This is a genomic window from Candidatus Rhodobacter oscarellae (assembly GCF_001078595.1).
GTDB lineage: Bacteria > Pseudomonadota > Alphaproteobacteria > Rhodobacterales > Rhodobacteraceae > Rhodobacter_B > Rhodobacter_B oscarellae.
In genome coordinates, this window is the sequence record NZ_LFTY01000001.1 from 427,089 (window position 1) to 443,182 (window position 16,094).

Consider the following 16,094-nt stretch of genomic DNA (forward strand, 5'->3'; position numbering starts at 1 on the left):
AGGGAGGATAATCATATGCGCAAACGCATTTTCATGGCCGGGTTGCTGGCCGGCACGGTCCTGGCCACATCGGTGCTTGCCGAGACGCCCTGGGACGGACCGACCGAGGGCCCCGCGGCAGCGCAAGGCAAATCCATCGCGGTGCTGGCGGGAGACCTCAAGAACGGCGGCATCCTGGGCGTCACATCCGGCATCGAGGAAGCCGCGGGCGTGATCGGCTGGCAGGTGCGCGTGCTGGACGGCGCAGGCTCGATCCAGGGCCGCACCGCGGCCATCGGCCAGGCGCTGGCGCTGCAACCGGACGGCATCATCATCAACGGCTTTGACGCGGTCGAGCAGCAGGCGGCGCTGGAAGGCGTGGCTGCGGCAGGCATCCCCATGGTGGCCTGGCATTCCGGGCCCAAGATCGGCTGCGACGCGCCGGGCGGGATCTTTGCCAATGTCTCGACCGACGCGATGACCGTGTCCGAGGTTGCCGCGGAATGGGCCATCAAGGATGGCGGCGACGGAATGGGCGCGATCATCTTTACCGACTCGACCTATCAGATCGCCATCGACAAGGCTGACCGCATCAAAGAGACTATCGAGGCGATGGGCGGCACGGTGCTGGAATATGTCGACACGCCAATCGCCGACACCTCCACGCGTATGGGGCCGTTGACGATCAGCCTCTTGCAGAAATACGGCGACAGCTGGACGCATGCGCTGGCGATTAACGACCTTTACTTTGATTTCATGGGCCCGGCGTTGGCCTCGTCCGGCATCTCGACCGAGGTCGGCCCCAAGGCGGGCTCGGCGGGCGATGGCTCCGAGGCCGCGTTCCAGCGCATCCGCACCGAGAACTACCAGACGATCACGGTGGCTGAGCCGCTGAACCTGCAAGGCTGGCAGTTGGTGGACGAGATGAACCGCGCGATCCAGGGCGAGGCTTGCTCGGGCTATGTCACCTCGCCCGCGCTGGTGACCCAGGAGGGGCTCGCCAAGATCAGCGGCAACCAGTTTGACCCGGACACGCCCTACCGCGCCGCCTATGCGGCAATCTGGGGCAAGTAATTCTCCCGGGGTGGTGGCCCGGTTCGCCGGGACGCCGTCTTCTAAACCTGAACTTGAATGGAGAGACCGATGTCAGGCTCGCCTCTAGTCGAAATGCGCGGCATTACCAAACGCTTTGGCGGGGTCACCGCGTTGTCGGATGTGGACCTGGACGCCTATGCGGGCGAGGTCTTGGCCATCGTCGGCGACAACGGCGCGGGTAAGTCCACGCTGATCAAGATCCTCACCGGGGTTTACCAGCCCACCGATGGCGTGATGATGCTCGACGGACAGCCCTTGGCGGTCTCGAACCATGCCGAGGCCACGCAGCGCGGCATCGACGCGGTGTACCAGACGCTGGCGCTTGCGGACCACCTGGACCCGGCGGCGAATATGTTCCTGGGCAACGAGCTGACCCGCAACGTGCTGGGCATGCCCGTGCTCGACAACAAACGCATGCGCGCCGAGACCGAGCGCGTGCTGATGGAGCGTCTGGGCGTGCAGCTCAAATCGCTGGACGCGCCGACCGAGAGCCTCTCTGGCGGGCAGCGCCAGGCCGTGGCCATCGCCCGTGCGGTCTATCACGAGGGGCTGCGCGTGCTGGTGATGGACGAGCCGACGGCGGCGCTTGGGCCGCAGGAAACCGCGCGCACCCTCAAGCTGATCAAAACGCTGAAAGCTCAGGGCCTTGCCGTGATCTTGATCAGCCACTCGCTGGATGACGTCTTTGAGGTCTCGGACCGCATCCACGTTCAGCGCCGCGGCAAATGCGTGGGCGTCGTGAAAACCGCCGAATGCAGCACCCAGGACGTGCTGGGAATGATCGTCGGCGCAGAGGAGGCCGCATAGGATGTCCATGGCTGAGACACATAAGCCCCTGGCCGAGCGGCTAGAGCCCTATATTGCCATCATCGGCCCCATGGTGATGATCCTGGCGATCCTGCTGTTCATGGGCGTGGCGGAACCAACCCGGTACTTTCGCGCCTCGAACATAAATCTGATCTTGCTGGACGCCGCGCTTTACATGCCGATGGCCATGGCGATGACATTCGTGATCACCCAGCGCGGGATAGACCTGTCAATTGGCTCCATCGCGGCGCTGTCGGGCATCATCATGGCCTTCCTGATCAAGCAATACGGGTTCTCAGTCTACATCGCGGTGCCCATCGCGATCATGCTGGGCGCGCTGATGGGGCTGATCAATGGGTTGATCATCACCCGGTTCAACGTGCCGGACCTGATCGGGACCCTGGCGATGGACCTGGTCTATCGCGGTTTCGCCTTGGTGCTGGCCAAAGGGCTGGTGCTGGCGCGCTTCCCGGACTTGCTGACGGATATCGGCCGCGGGCAGATCCCGGGCTTTGTGCCGATCCCGGTTCTGATCGGGATCGCGACGATGATCGCGGGCTTTGTGCTGCTGCGGCGCAGCCATTTCGGGCGCTATACCATCGCCATCGGCTCAAACCCCGAGGCGGCAGAGCTGACGGGCATCGCGGTGAACCGCCACAAGGTTTATGCCTATGTGCTGTGCGGGGCCTGCGCGGCGCTGGCGGGCGTTATGCTGACGGGCAAGCTGAACGCGATCCAGGCGACCTCAGCGCCCTATTTCAACCTGCATGTCATCGCGGCTGTGGTCGTGGGCGGCACGTCGCTCTTTGGCGGGCGGGCCTCGATGATTGGCAGCTTCGCGGGGGTCCTGCTGCTGAGCATGATGATCAACGCGCTTGTGACGCTGCGGATCGAGTTCTTCTGGCAGTCCGTGGCCTCTGGCGTGGTGATCGTGTCGTCAGTAGCGCTCTATGCCTGGATGCAGAAAAAGGACCGCGACGGCGCGGCGGGCTGGCTTGCCGGGCTGTCCACACCGGAGGGGCAAAAAATGTTGCGCTTTGTGGCGCTTATCATCGGCGGTCTGATCGCGCTTTTGGCGATTGGGGCGCTGCTAGCTGGGAACCCAAACCCAAGCGGGTGACCAGCGAAATCGCGGGGTTGGCCGGGCCGGGGATGCAGCCCTAGCACCGGCCAGTGGCTCCGCACTCATGAAAAGGGAGGAACCAAATGAGACTTTTAACGACAAGCGCCCTCGTGGCAACCGTGGCCAGCGCGGCATTCGCGGACGGGCATCTGCCGCTGAAGAAACTGCCGGGGTTCGACGAGCGCGACTATTGGGTGCCCGGCGAGGTTAACGCCGAAGGCAAGCTTGAGGCCATGCAGGCGGTGGTCGGCACCGGGGCCGTTCCCTTTGCCGGCACGCAGGATGCCCCGATCCAGATCGCGCTGATCTACCCCTCTGCGGATGTATCCGACTTCTGGGCGCGCAACTATCTGGCCATGACCAAGCGCCTGGAACAGCTTGGCATCCAATACGAGACCACCGAGTTCGCCAGCCGCCAGATCGAGCACTCGCTGCAATCGACCTATGCGGCCCAGGTGTCGCAGGACGCCGACCTTTACGACTACGTGATCTTCGGCCCGTCCGAGCTGGCCACCCAGGGCGACAATATCGACAAGCTGGCGGGAAATGATGGCTTCTCCACCTATGTCTGGGCCTTCCACACCCCGCTGAAGTACCTAAGCAACCAGCCCGACGTCTGGTTCGACTTTTCCTCGGCCGCGGGCGCGCTGACCATGTGCGACTATATGATCGGGCGGCTTGGCGAGGGCGTCACGATGGCGATGAACCGCGGCATCCCGGGCATCACCGACAACCAGCGCTCGGGTGATTTCAAAGCCTGCGTCGAAGAGAAGGCCGGCTGGACAACAATCTATGAGCACTATGGCCAGTACACCCGCGAAGGCGGCTTTGATGGCACGAGCCTCATCATGCAAGCCTACCCCGAGGCCACGATTGTCCATAACGCCAACACGGCCATGGCGATGGGATCCGTGGAGGCACAGGTTGCAATGGGCAAAGAGAAAGAGATCTTCTCGACGGGCTGGGGCGGCACGGGCCTTGAGCTGGAGGCGATCCGCAATGGCGAGCTGGACGCCACCCCGATGCGCATGGGCGACGACGTCGGTGCCGCGACCGCCGAGGCGATCAAGGCCGACATGGAGGGCCGCGGGGACGAGCTGCCCTTTGTGTTTCTGGGCCGGATCACCGTGGCACATGATCAGATGAGCGCGGCAGAGATCGATGCGCTTGAACAAGAGGCGTTCCGCTTCTCGGGTGTTGGGGCGCTTGATCGCTAAACCGAGCCGAAACCAGCGGGGCCGGCACGCGTGATCGCGTGCCGCCTCCGACCACGCCCATGACCGCTAAGCGCTATTCACCTCGGCCGCTTTCCTATGGAAGAGCGGCGAAGGAGCCACGGCAAACAGCGCCGTCGCCAGGCACAAAGCAGCAACCAAACCGACCACCGACGCCAGCTCGAACGGCGCGGCGATGGCAATCACCATCGCCACCCCCAGCCTGGCTATCGAGATATCGAGGCTCGCCGCCATAGAAGACGTGCCCTCGATGCAATACCGCAGGATCAACGTGGTCGAGGTCGCGTTTCCGCAGGCGAACCCAACGCCGATCAAAGCCGCCGCGATCACCACCCAAGCCGAGGGCAGCGCGGCAAGGAAGACGCAATACCCGCCCAGCACGAGCACCGGGGAGGCGGCCAGCACCCACCAAATCGCCTGGCCATCGATCGCATTGCGCAGAACCACCCCCGCCGCCGCGAACACCGCCCAAAAGACCAGCATGATCCAAGCCTGGTCAATCGTCCGATACCCCGCCTCGTCCAGCGACAAGGGCAGCAGAAAAATGAACAGCATAATGGTGCCAAAGTTACAGAACACATAGCCGTAAAGGGACCAAACGCGGGCGGGTTGCCGCAAAGCGGCCATCAAGGACACTCTGTGGCCCGGCTCGCTTTCGGCCTCTCCCTCTATGCGCATGAAAAAGCCCGAAAAGAGGGCCGGAAGCGCGAGCCCCGCAAGACCATAAAACACCAGCTCCCAGCCAAACGCGCCCAGGAAGTAATGCGCGGCAAGCGGTGCGAGGCCCGCCACCAAACCGCTGATCGAGCCCCAAAGGATCAGCAATCGCCCCGGCCTCGGGGCGGCCGCCCTGGCCAATAGAACCGGGATCACCGGCGAGAACAGGCCACCACCAAAACCCTGCACGACCCGTCCCACGATAATCGCGCCCTGCGCGTCGGACATGCCCACAAAGATGCTGCCCGCCACGAACAGCACGACCCCCATCGCAAAGATGCGCTGCGGGCCGATACCGTCGCCCAACCGCCCTCCGACCAGAACACCGATCGCCACAGCAGCCACGTAGGCGTTAAAGATCCAGGCCAACGCGGCCCGGGTTAAGCCGAACTCAGTCTGAAGGCTCGGCAACACTAGGGGAACAAAGGAAAGCTCCACCACGTAAGCGGTGCTGGCAAGGATGGGCAAAGCAATCGAAACGGTTCTTTCAAAATTCAATGCGCGCACCCTTGCCGCCCAGGCGAGTGGACCCCGAGCCTGGCTTTCCGAACATACAAAACAGCGTTCAACCCCTGATAGTCAACCCGTAAGTTCCGACCGCGGAGATAGATTTCCGACAGCAAGATGCGTGATGATCGATTGGCCGTTAAAATGCGCCGCGGGCCGCGTCGCCAGCTTGTCCGGCTTACGTTGCGTCAGGCGCGCGATGTCATGGTTGCTCATCCACACCACCCACTCTTCGCTCAGGATCCGTTCATCCACGCTGCGCCAAATCCCCGGCTCGCCGTGGAAGTAACCATAGCGCACACCGATGCCCTTCTGCGCGATGGTCGCTGGCACCAAGCCAAAGATGTAGTCGGGGTTCCAGGTCGTATAGGCCAGCTCGAAGGTCAAGCGTGACAGCAGCGCGGTAAAGCCCTGCTTGCGAAAGCCCTCTTCGCCGCCCTGCAGCCAGAATTCGCCGTGGTAGCAGACCTCTCCGGTGATGTTACCCGCGGAACCGGGCACCGAGAAATACGCCTGATCCGCGTCCCCGATCAGACCAGGTGTCAGGTATTTCTGGCGATGCACGGTCAGGTGCTCGTCCAATGAGGTGTTGCTCATATCAAGCTTTAGGATGGCCTGGGTATGCACCAGCTCCCCCGCCGCGTTGGTTCCCGCGATCCAAAAGCTGTTGGAGGCGTCGATGAAACTGCATTGGATGTCAAACATCGGGTAGAGCGGGCGCTGCTCGAATTGCGCCGAGCGCAGGTTACGGTAAGTGGAGAAATCCGTCCCCACGGTCAGCTTCATCCCCTCAGCTTCGATGGTCTTCACAAGGTCAGATATCCGCAGAATTGTCTCAAAGTGGTTGCAGGCAGACATTCAGGGTTCCTTTCATGGTAAATGAATGTGTCGCGAAAGGAACCATAGCAGCCGAAACCGCCAAGCAATAACAATCAGTGGATGTATTAACTAAATTTTTTCGCCGTCCATAATAAGCTCTTCGGTGACGACAAAACGCTCTGCCTCGGGAATGGACTGAATTTCGACCCTGTTGGTGATCGCAACGAGAACTGCCAAAGCCTGTTGGCCGTCAGGAAAAACGCAGCCCGCAAGTACGCGCTGAAAGTTGACGGGCTGCGGCGCGTCGAAACCGCCGCGCGGCAAGTAGGCAAACAGGTGGTCTATGCGAATGCTACCGCCATAGTAGATCTCGGAATAGGCGCGCGAGACAAACGTGTTGAATTCGTCACCAACCTGATCGTCCTCTGACAGGGCGCCGCGCGCGCTCTTGGCCCATGCGGAACCAAACCAGCGCCCGTAGGCCGAATTGTCGCCGATATCGGCGCAGATCCATCCGCGCTGGCTGCGGCGGTAGATCACCAGGTACGGGCGGATGGCGTCCATCTCTTCATGCTCTAGCTGAGTGGCCGAGGTGCCCCAGGCCCGCAGCAACTCCTTCACAATCGGCAAGCCCGTGGTGTTCACGCTGCTCAGGCTGTGCTGCTGCGAATAGAACTTGCGCCCATCCGCGCCCAAATACTGGCTGTGCTCGAACCCGTCCATCTTGCGCAGAGAGTAGCGGTTGCGAATATCACAGGAATTGACGCGCCAAAGGATCTCGTTGGCGTCCTGCAGGAACTGCATGCCCAGCGTGGTCAACGCATAGCGGCCCCGCTTCAGCGTCAAGAGCTTGCCGCCGCGGATCACCTCCAGGTCGTTGATATAGCGCCGAAAAGTCTGCCGGGTGACACCCAGCTCCTGCGCGGCATCAGACACGTTTAGGGTGCGCGCCAACGTCACGAAAGATCGCAACATATCCACGGAAAGCTCTACTCGACTACCATTGCTTTTACGCATATAAGACGCCTATTGCGATAAATCACATATCAATTACTGTATGATTTATCATCCACTGCTATCAATCTCAAGCACCATAAGCGTATATTTAATAACTAATTTCCTGCCCTTGTGGGCGTGTGCTAGCTTCTTGCTTAGGGAGAGTATCTCTCCGCAGGTTCGCACAGGGAAGGGAGCACAATAAGATGTTGGGAGGAACTCCGGAGGCCATAGGCGACGCCTATCTAAGGTATAGTATTGGGAAACGGCTATGCGAGGTTCGGACCGCGCGCGGGCAAACCGTTCAGGACCTTGCGCAGGCCAGCAGCGTGCCCGCCGACAGTATCCGCGGCTACGAAAATGGGCAGCTTGGCCTGCCGGCCGACGTGATGGTGCGGCTGCTACGCGGGCTTGGCGTGTTGGCGCCAACTTTCCTCGAAGGCATTCTTGCGCAAGAGCCCCGGCCTGCCTGTGTTTCGAGAATGCGCGTGGGCCCGTCCCGCACGGCACCAGACCTGCAGGTCGCGCGCGGCGCCTAGCGCGCCATACTCTCCACACCCCAAAGCGATACGAAGCGCGCCGGCTTAGGGCCTGTGGGCGCTCATCACGCATCACTGGTTTCAATCCGAGACTGCTCAGCGCCAGGCATCTGTGCGCTATGAATAGCGGTCTCTTTCAAGCCCGAGCAACGCAGGGCTGGGCCATTGCAGGCGATTTGGGCCTCGCGCCAGTGGCGCGAGGGGAATGTCGACAGGCCTTAGTTCGGCCCGCTGCGCACGTTCTCGGGAAGCCATGTCGCCAGGTCCGGGAACCAGATCAGCACGAACACCATCAGCACCATGATCAGGAACATCGGGATGGATGCCTTCGCGATGAACGACATCTCGTGGTTGGTCATGCCCTGCAGCACGAACAGGTTGAACCCAATCGGCGGGGTGATCTGCGCCATCTCGACAACCACCACGATGAAGATGCCAAACCAGATCATGTCGATCCCAGCCTCGCGCACCATCGGCTCGACCACCGCCATGGTCAGCACCACGGACGAGATCCCATCCAGGAAGCAGCCGAGGATGATGTAGAAAACCAAGAGCACCATCAAGAGCTCGAACCGTGTCAGCTCCCAGCTTGCGATCAGATCCGCCAGCCCGCGCGGTAGCCCGGTAAAGCCCATCGCGAGTGACAAAAACGCCGCACCCGCCAGGATCAGCGCGATCATCGCGCTGGTGCGGGTGGCGCCCATCAGGCTCTCGCCGAAGGTTTGCCAAGTCAGCGAGCCCTGGATCGCCGCCAGGGTCAGCGCGCCGATGACCCCGATGGCCGCGGCCTCGGTTGCTGTCGCCAGCCCCATGAACATCGACCCGATCACCGCCGCGATCAGGCACAGCACCGGGATCAGGAACCGCGAGTTCCGCATCTTAGCGGCAAAGCTCATGCCTGCGTCCTGGATCGGCTTCCAATCTTTCGCCAACAGGGAATAGCCACCCACATAGAGCATGAACATCGAGGCCAGAACGATCCCCGGCACCACGCCCGCAAAGAAGAGCTTGATGATGCTCTCGTTGATGGTCACGCCGTAGACGATCAGCGTCAGCGAGGGCGGGATCATCAGCCCAAGCGTGGCCGCGCCCGCCAGGGTGCCGATCACCATGTGCTCGGGGTATTGGCGCTGGCGCAGCTCGGGGATGGACATCTTGCCCACGGTGGTCAGCGTCGCCGCTGAGGATCCTGAGACGGCGGCAAAGACCGTGCAGCCCACGATGTTGGTATGCACCAAGCCGCCGGGAAGGCGGCTCATCCACGGGGCCAGCCCGCGGAACATGTCCTGCGATAATCGCGTTCGGAATAATATCTCGCCCATCCATATGAACATGGGCAAAGCGATCAGCGTCCAGCTGGACGAGGCGCGCCAGATCGTGGTGGCCATCGTGTCGCCCACGGGCCGCGTGGTGAATAGCTCCATGCCCACAAAAGCCACGCCGATCAGCGCCAGGCCGACCCAGACGCCGGTGCCCAGCAGCAGGAACAGGATGAAGAGGAAAAGGATGATGATGTAGGTCTGTTCCATCGCGCGTTACTCCGAGTGCCCGTCGGCCACATCACGCACGATGCGGTGCTTGCCGGTGAAGATAAGGTTGAGAAGGTTGTCCGTCAGCGCGATCGCCAGGATCACGGCGCCCACCATCATCGGCGTCTGCGCGATCCACAACGGCGTTGCGTCCTGCCCCTGGCTCACATCGTTGAATTGGATCGCGAAGCCCAGCATCCGGTAGATGTAGTAGCACACATACCAGCCCACGGCGGTGGCGATCACAAAGCACCAGATCTCCATGACCCAGCGCGCCCGCGGCCCCAGCGCGTTCAGCAGCAGAGACACCCGGATATGGCTGCCCTTGTTCAGCGCGTTGGCAAAGGCCAGGAACGAGGCCGTGGCCATCGCGTAGCCCGCATATTCGGGGATCCCGGGGATCGCCTCGGTGATCGGAAAGAAGACCGGCGCGGTAAACGGCCAACGCGCCAGCATCTGGATCACGATCAGCGCCAGGATCACGATCAGGCAGAGCGCGGCCAGCACTCCCGCAGCGAAGTAGAGCGCGTCCAGCGCGCGTCGAACTGTGGACATGTTCCCCGCCCCTCGAAGTCTATGGGTAGGATGGGGTTGAACCCCATCCTACGTGTTTTGCTTAGTTCATCGACGCTTTGAAGGCGTCCACAATGGCGGCGCCATCGTCACCAGCAGCCTCAAGCCACTCAGAGGTCATGGTCGCGCCGACCTCTTTGAGGTCGTCCACCAGCTGGTCGCCCGCAGGACCAACCGTCATGCCACCCTCGCGCAGACCGTTCAGCGTGAACTCGGTATAGGCAATCGAGGCCTCCAGACCGGCCGCTGCTGCGGTGTCGGCGCAGGCCATCATCGCGCCCTGGGTGTCGGCGTCCAACCCACCCCAAACGTCAGAATTCACCATGACGTGGTTATAGGGCAGCCAGGCGTCCACCTCGTAGAAATGCGTCAGGCTCTCCCAGACCTTGCGGTCGTAGCCGGTCGCGCCCGAGGACACCATCGACTCCGCCACGCCGGTCGCAAAGGCCTGGCTGATCTCGGCGGCCTCGATGGTCACCGGCTGCATGCCGGTCAGCTCGGCCAGCCGCGAGGTGGCGTTGTTGTACGAGCGGAACTTGATGCCCTCCATCTCGGCCACCGAGTTCACTTCCTTCTTAAAGTAGAGCCCCTGCGGCGGCCACGGCACCGAGTAAAGCAGCGTCAGGTTCTGGTCGGCCAGAATGCCCTCAAGCGTGGGCTTTGCCGCGGCGAAAAGCTCGGCCGAGGCGTCATAGGATGTCGCCAGGAACGGCACCGAGTCGAAGCCAAAGATCGCGTTCTCGTTCTGGTGGCCGGACAGAAGGCGCTCGCCAATCGGCACCTGGCCGGTCTGGATCGCGCGCTTGATGTCCGCACCTTTGAAGAGCGAGCCGGAGGCATGCACGGTGATGTCGATCGCGCCGCCGGTGCCTTCGCGCACGCAATCGGCAAAGGCCACGCCGTTCTCGGAATGGAAATTGGTGGCCGAATAGGCCATCGGCATATCCCACTTCTGCGCGTGCCCGCCGGCAGACGCCGCCGTCGCCGCCACAGCGCTCAGCGCCGTCGCCGCCATCAATTTGGTAAAGGTTTTCATTTAGTTCTCCCTGTTGTGAGTTTCTAATGGTTGATTTCTCACCCGGCGAAGCGTGCCGGATCGTAGGCCCTAAGGTCAAGGTTTGGTTTCTTGCCGCCGATAAGTTGCGCCAGCAGGCGCCCGGTCTTGGGGCCGCCCGTCAGCCCGATATGGTGGTGGCCAAAGCCGGTAAAGACGCCCGCGGCGCTTGGGATCTCGCCGATCACGGGGATCGAGTCCGGTGGCGCGGGCCGGTGGCCCATCCATTCTTCCTCGCGCGCGCAGGTCAGGCCCGGCAGGGCGGACTTCACCTGGCACCGCAGCATCTCGAAGGGCGCCCGGGACGGCGGAGCCTTTAGCCCGCCAAACTCCACCACCCCCGCGGCGCGCAACCGCCCGTCCATCGGGGTCAGCACGAACTTGCCGCTGGCGATCATCGTGGGGGCCTTTGGCATCACCGAAGGCTCCCAGAATTCGATGTGATAGCCGCGCTCCGATTCCAGCGGGACCTTGAGGCCCAGCTTGGCGCAAAGCGGCCCCGACCACACGCCGGTGGCGATCACAACCGCATCGCAGGTGATGGTCTCGCCGCCCGCGCGCAGCCCTGTCACCGCGCCGTTCTCGTGGGCGATGTCCTCGACCTCGGCCTTGACCATGCGCGCGCCCAAGGCCTCGGCCTCTTCCGCCAGCGCTTTGACATATCCACCAGGATCGATGATGCGCCCGTGGTTGGGGCAGCGCGCGACAAAGCCGATATCGTCCGCAAGGCTGGGGTCATAGCCCGCCACGTCCTCGACCTCGTCCCAGACCATCCCGTGATCGCGCCTAATCGACCAGCTGAAGGCGTCGCCTTCGTAATGCGCGCGGTCCCGGTAAGCGAAAAGGTAATCGCTGGGCACGATGAACCGCTCGGCGCGCGTGCCTGAGGCCAGCGCCTGATGATCCGCCAGGCTGTCGCCGACGATGCCATTCAGCGCCTCGGCGATGCGCTTGGTGTCGGCGGCATTGGCGTGGGAGAGATACTTCACCAGCCACGGCGCCAGCCTCGGCAGATAGGGCCAGCGCAGAAACAGCGGCTGGTCGCGGTCAAACAGCATCCCCGGCGCCTTGCGGATCAGCCCCGGCCCGGTGACCGGCACGATGGAATAGCTGGCCAGGACGCCCGCGTTGCCATAGCTGGTGCCCGAAGCGGGGCCCTCACGGTCTACGATCAGCACCTTATGCCCATCCCGCAGGAGCCAAAGCGCGGTCGAGACGCCGACGATCCCCGCCCCGATGATGGCCACAGTCTTGGTCATGCGCGCGCCTTGTCGAATTTGGTGATCTTTTCGGGGTCCGGATCAAGCCCCAGCCCGGGCGCATCTGGAACCACCACATGCCCGTCTTTGACCGGGAATGGCTGGGCCAAAAGGTCCTCCCGGACGTAGTAGGTCGCGTGGTAGAATTCGCAGCCCAGCGTGATCTCTGGCGTGGCGGCCATCAGATGCGCGCCCGCCAGATGCGCCAACCCCGTCTCGTGCATATCGCCGCCATAGGCCGTCCAGCCCGCCTGCACGGCCAGCCGCGCGGTCTCCTGCGCCCGGGTCAGCCCGCCGGATTTCATCACCTTGATCGAGACGCCATCGGCGATGCCCTCGCGCGCCGCGCGGTGCATGTCCTCGGGTCCAAACACGCTCTCGTCAGCCAGCAAAGGCACCGGGCAGATCTTGCGCAGGGCCGCCATGCAGTCGAACTCGTAGGCGCGCACCGGCTGCTCGATGAAATCCGGCGCGAAGGCGGCCAGGTCCAGCACGCTTGCCTCGGCCTCGGCCGTCGGGAGCCCCTGGTTATAGTCCAGCCGCAGGCCAAACTCGGGGAAATGCGCGCGGATGTGTTCGCAGCGCAGCACGTCGAACGCGTGATCCTTGAACCCGGTCTTGAGCTTGACCAGCCGCACGCCCTCGTCGCGGATGCGCTCCATCAGCGCGATATCCTGGTCGAAATCGGGGTTGGCGATGGACACCGACAGCGGCGCGCGGTCCCGCACCTTACCGCCCAAAAGCGCGTGGACAGGCACGCCAGTCAGTTTGCCCTCTAGATCCAGCAGCGCGGATTCCAGCGCGGCCTTGGCCTCGGTCGCGTGCGCCACGACATAGCGCGCCTGTGCCATGATCTCGGCCCGCGCCCCGACGGGGCGCTGCTCCACCAGCGGCCGGATGTAGCGATCCAGCGCGGCAAGGCTCGCCTCGGGCGAGCCGGTGAAGACCGACCAGCAGGCCGCTTCTCCCCAGCCCTGGGTGCCGTCCTCGGTGGTCAGGCGCAGCACCACGACCTCGAACCCGCCCTCGATGCTGCCAATGCCGTGATCACGGCGCGACGTGACGGGCACCTCAAGGTGCCAGACGTCAAAACCGATGATCTTCTGCGCTAGCTCAGACATGAAATCCCCAACTCGTAGCCTGACGAGCAAACCCCATCATTTCCAATATAAATTTTTACCCAAGGCATCACAAGAAGTGATATGCTGCGGATCATGGCGCTCAATTTCCGGCAATACCAAGCCTTCTATGCCACGATAGAGACCGGCACGGTGACCGGCGCCGCGGAAGCGCTGGGGATCTCGCAACCGGGCATTTCGAACCTATTGGCGCAACTGGAAGGGTCCACCAAATTGCGCCTGTTTGAGCGCCAGCGCGGGCGACTGGTGCCGACCCCCGAGGCCGAAGTGCTCTATCGCGAGGTAGAGACGCTCGTGCGCGGGCTTGACCAGGTCAGCCAGGCAGTATTGGATCTGCAAAACCAGCGCGTGGGCCAGCTGCAGCTTGCCGCAACCCATGCCTTGGCGGCGGGTTTCCTGCCCAACTTGATCGCCGATTTTGTTGCCGACAAGCCAGATCTCAGCATCTCGTTTCAGTCGCAATATTCGGCGCGCATCCAGGAATGGGTCGCGGCGGGGCTCTATGAGATCGGGATCTGCGAAATGCCCTTGTTGCAAGATGGCCTGTCGCATGAACTCTATACGTTCGAGACCTTCTGCGCGCTCCCCCAGGGCAGCCCTTTGGCCAAGCACGAGGTGCTGACGCCCGAGATCCTGGACGGGCATCCGTTTATCGTGCTTGGGGCCGATCACATGGTGACCCGCCGCAGCGCCGAGGCATTCCACACCAGCGGGGCCACGCTCAAGATCCGCTGCCAGACCGATCTGTTTCAGAACGCGCTGAACCTTGTGCGCCAGGGCGTCGGGGCGACGCTGGTCGCGCCGTTCGCGCGCATCGATACCGATGACATGGGCTATGTGCTGCGCCCATTCCGGCCAAAAATCATGCTTGACCTCATGATTGTGACCGCCGAGGGGCGGCCGATTTCAGCGCTTGGGCAGCAGTTCCTAAGCAAGATTCGCGCCCATCTTGCCGAGCAATGATCCGGTATCGACCGGGGCGAGCGGCGGCGCAGACCGACGGTGAGAATAACGCCGTCTTTACGCGACCCACTCGCTCACCGGCGCGGCAGCCTCATGCAGCGGCTGACTGATCACATCGACCAGCGTTGGGCCGTCATGCGCCAAGGCTTCGCCCAGCACCTGTTTCAGCTCGGCGGGATCGCTGACGGTCCAGCTGCGCACGCCGAATGCCGACGCCACCGCCGCGTGGTCGGTCCGGTTGAAATCGACGTTGTAGAACCGCTGGTCGAACCCGGCGTTCTGACCCGCCTTGATCCAGCCAAAGGTCGCATTGGAGAACACGATGGATTTGATGGGCAGGTTGTAGCGTGTGATGGTCTCATATTCTCCGCAGGCAAAGCCAAAGGAGCCGTCTCCCATCACCGACAAGACCGTGGCATCGGGCCGCCCCACCTGGGCGCCGATGGCCGCCGCCAGTGAGTAGCCCAGCGCTCCATGCGCGCGGTTGGTGATGAAGTGCCGCCCCGCCAAGGGCCAGCGGTAATGGGCAGAAAAATACGGGCACGGCGTGCCCGGATCCGCGCAGACCACCGCATCCTGCGGCAAGAGATCCATCAGCGCGGCCATCACCGCCTCTGGACGAATTGGGCGCTCCGGGCTGGTCGCAAGTGGCGCGAAACCTGCCAGCTTGGCCTCCCAAGCGCTCTTGGCACGGGCGGCGCCCCTTTGGGGTGCGATCCTACGGCCCGCCATCTCGGCGACCAGTGCCTCCAGCGCCAACCTAGCGTCGGCGCAGATCGCCACATCCGTGGCGTAGTTCGCGCCAATCACCATTGGGTCGCTGTCGATATGGACGATCTTCGTGCCCGGCTCGGGCGAGCGCCAGCGCTCGGTGGTCACGGACCCGGCGCGGCACCCGACAAATATGACAAGATCCGCGGCATCAATCACGTCTCTTGTGGCGGCCACGCCGCCGTTCGAGCCGACAACGCCCAGCGCCTGAGGGTGGGTCTCTGCCAGGCTGCCCTGCCCCGAGACCGTTGTGGCGATTGGCAGGTCGCAGAGCTCTGCAAGGCGTTGCAGGGCGCCCTCCGCGCCCGCCAGCACCGGCCCGCCGCCGCAGATCACAACCGCCGATTGCGCCGCGCCCAGCATGTCCGCGGCCTCTAGGATCGCGTCCGGGACAGGCGCCGCGCGCTCCGTCGGGAAGCTGCGGTGCCGCGGATCCGCCCAGAGCTCGGCGGCATCCACCGCGTTCTTTTGCGTGTCGAAGGGCAGCGCCAGATGCACCGAGCCGGGGCGCCCCGTGGTCATCGCCCGAAACGCTTGGCGCATCATCGCGGGCAGCCGCGCGGCATTGTCCAGCGAGGCGTTCCACTTGGTCAGCGGCTTCATCAGCGCGACCTGGTCAAGCTCGGTCAGAGGGTATTTCCCGCGCGATGTGGTGGCGACATCGGTGGTGATCGCCAGAACGGGCACCGAAGAATCATTCGCCTCCACCAAACCGGGAAGGATGTAGGTCGCGCCGCCCCCGGATGGTCCCTCGCACACGCCGGGTCGCCCCGTCACGCGGGCATAAGCATCCGCCATATAGCAGGCGTGGCGTTCATCGCGGGTCAGAAAATGGGTCATGTCATGATCGAGCCGCGCCAGCGCGTCATAGAACGGCAGCGTGGTGTCCCCGCAAAGCCCGAAGATGTGCCGCACGCCATAGGCCTCCAGCATGCGCACCATCGCCTCGGCCCCGGTCAGTTCGTTTGTCCGTGTCATAACGATCCCCC

Annotated in this window: 15 protein-coding genes; 6 read left to right on the forward strand and 9 right to left on the reverse strand. The window is 63.2% G+C overall.

Annotated elements, in window-relative coordinates:
* Nucleotides 1–15: 15 nt before the first annotated feature.
* The 4 genes from AIOL_RS02005 to AIOL_RS02020 all read left to right on the forward strand — a co-directional run bounded on the left by AIOL_RS02005 (nt 16) and on the right by AIOL_RS02020 (nt 4,221).
* Nucleotides 16–1,053 (forward strand): substrate-binding domain-containing protein, encoded by a 1,038-nt coding sequence (locus AIOL_RS02005; RefSeq protein WP_049641346.1) that lies wholly within the window; start codon nt 16–18, stop codon nt 1,051–1,053.
* A 93-nt stretch (nt 1,054–1,146) separates the two neighbouring features.
* Nucleotides 1,147–1,881: an ATP-binding cassette domain-containing protein gene (locus tag AIOL_RS02010; protein ID WP_082152378.1), complete on the forward strand. Its 735-nt coding sequence runs from the start codon at nt 1,147–1,149 to the stop codon at nt 1,879–1,881.
* Between the two features lie 7 nt (nt 1,882–1,888).
* Nucleotides 1,889–3,001: an ABC transporter permease gene (locus AIOL_RS02015; RefSeq protein ID WP_200898718.1), complete on the forward strand. Its 1,113-nt coding sequence runs from the start codon at nt 1,889–1,891 to the stop codon at nt 2,999–3,001.
* An 86-nt stretch (nt 3,002–3,087) separates the two neighbouring features.
* Nucleotides 3,088–4,221 carry a substrate-binding domain-containing protein gene (locus AIOL_RS02020; protein ID WP_049641349.1) on the forward strand — a complete coding sequence of 378 codons (1,134 nt, stop codon included), beginning with the start codon at nt 3,088–3,090 and terminating at the stop codon, nt 4,219–4,221.
* A 66-nt stretch (nt 4,222–4,287) separates the two neighbouring features.
* On the opposite strand, the gene AIOL_RS02025 is transcribed toward AIOL_RS02020, so the two are convergent.
* The 3 genes from AIOL_RS02025 to AIOL_RS02035 form a co-directional block, all read right to left on the reverse strand.
* Nucleotides 4,288–5,424, reverse strand: a complete 1,137-nt coding sequence (locus tag AIOL_RS02025) for an MFS transporter (protein WP_049641350.1) — start codon at nt 5,422–5,424, stop codon at nt 4,288–4,290.
* 111 nt (nt 5,425–5,535) lie between these two features.
* Nucleotides 5,536–6,321, reverse strand: a complete 786-nt coding sequence (locus tag AIOL_RS02030; RefSeq protein ID WP_049641351.1) for a hypothetical protein — start codon at nt 6,319–6,321, stop codon at nt 5,536–5,538.
* Between the two features lie 90 nt (nt 6,322–6,411).
* On the reverse strand, nt 6,412–7,257 hold the full coding sequence (locus tag AIOL_RS02035) for a LysR family transcriptional regulator (RefSeq protein WP_049641352.1): 846 nt from the start codon (nt 7,255–7,257) through the stop codon (nt 6,412–6,414).
* Nucleotides 7,258–7,484: 227 nt separating this feature from the next.
* Here AIOL_RS02035 and AIOL_RS26300 point away from each other — a divergent pair, with 227 nt between their 5' ends.
* Entirely contained in the window at nt 7,485–7,817 is a 333-nt protein-coding gene (locus AIOL_RS26300; RefSeq protein ID WP_049641353.1) for a helix-turn-helix domain-containing protein, read from the forward strand.
* Between the two features lie 218 nt (nt 7,818–8,035).
* Here the strand turns inward: AIOL_RS26300 and AIOL_RS02045 are convergent, their stop codons facing one another.
* The 5 genes from AIOL_RS02045 to AIOL_RS02065 form a co-directional block, all read right to left on the reverse strand.
* Nucleotides 8,036–9,346, reverse strand: coding sequence for a TRAP transporter large permease (locus AIOL_RS02045; RefSeq protein ID WP_049641354.1), 1,311 nt, complete (start codon nt 9,344–9,346; stop codon nt 8,036–8,038).
* A 6-nt stretch (nt 9,347–9,352) separates the two neighbouring features.
* Nucleotides 9,353–9,901: a TRAP transporter small permease gene (locus AIOL_RS02050; protein ID WP_049641355.1), complete on the reverse strand. Its 549-nt coding sequence runs from the start codon at nt 9,899–9,901 to the stop codon at nt 9,353–9,355.
* Between the two features lie 61 nt (nt 9,902–9,962).
* On the reverse strand, nt 9,963–10,955 hold the full coding sequence (locus AIOL_RS02055) for a TRAP transporter substrate-binding protein (RefSeq protein WP_049641356.1): 993 nt from the start codon (nt 10,953–10,955) through the stop codon (nt 9,963–9,965).
* A gap of 38 nt (nt 10,956–10,993) precedes the next feature.
* The gene (locus tag AIOL_RS02060; protein ID WP_049641357.1) at nt 10,994–12,232 is read right to left on the reverse strand and encodes an NAD(P)/FAD-dependent oxidoreductase; all 1,239 of its coding nucleotides are present in this window, start codon (nt 12,230–12,232) and stop codon (nt 10,994–10,996) included.
* Nucleotides 12,229–13,353, reverse strand: coding sequence for an enolase C-terminal domain-like protein (locus AIOL_RS02065; RefSeq protein ID WP_049641358.1), 1,125 nt, complete (start codon nt 13,351–13,353; stop codon nt 12,229–12,231). Before AIOL_RS02065 ends, AIOL_RS02060 begins: the two co-directional genes overlap by 4 nt.
* 81 nt (nt 13,354–13,434) lie before the next feature.
* Here AIOL_RS02065 and AIOL_RS02070 point away from each other — a divergent pair, with 81 nt between their 5' ends.
* Nucleotides 13,435–14,334: a LysR substrate-binding domain-containing protein gene (locus AIOL_RS02070; protein ID WP_235438832.1), complete on the forward strand. Its 900-nt coding sequence runs from the start codon at nt 13,435–13,437 to the stop codon at nt 14,332–14,334.
* A 57-nt stretch (nt 14,335–14,391) separates the two neighbouring features.
* Here the strand turns inward: AIOL_RS02070 and AIOL_RS02075 are convergent, their stop codons facing one another.
* On the reverse strand, nt 14,392–16,083 hold the full coding sequence (locus AIOL_RS02075; protein ID WP_049641359.1) for a thiamine pyrophosphate-binding protein: 1,692 nt from the start codon (nt 16,081–16,083) through the stop codon (nt 14,392–14,394).
* Nucleotides 16,084–16,094: the final 11 nt, after the last annotated feature.